This window comes from Vibrio sp. HI00D65, from assembly GCF_001635455.1.
Lineage (GTDB): Bacteria > Pseudomonadota > Gammaproteobacteria > Enterobacterales > Vibrionaceae > Vibrio.
In genome coordinates this window covers 1-270 of sequence record NZ_LWEH01000534.1, presented here as the reverse complement: position 1 = coordinate 270, position 270 = coordinate 1, and the positions used below count along the sequence as shown (strand labels likewise).

Here is a 270-nt window from a genome sequence, read left to right as displayed (position 1 = left end):
TCCCCAAACTATTTTCCAAACGCTATTCAATCAAGCAATGCACAAACAAGTGCTGTTGCTCGCGATCCCGATGGTGCTCTCTAATATTACTGTCCCATTGCTGGGTTTAGTGGATGCTGCTGTTATCGGCCACTTAGAACATTCTTGGTACCTAGGAGGCGTGGCGTTAGGTGGCACCATGATCAGTGTGACCTTTTGGTTGCTTGGCTTCTTACGCATGTCGACAACCGGACTTGCCGCACAATCGTACGGTGCAAATGATGGCAAGCA

1 protein-coding gene is annotated in these 270 nt (G+C 48.9%); it reads left to right on the top strand.

What is annotated here, in order from left to right; genetic code table 11:
- Positions 1 to 270: MATE family efflux transporter (locus A3712_RS23295; protein WP_269451441.1), on the top strand; the 270-nt coding region annotated here is incomplete at both ends.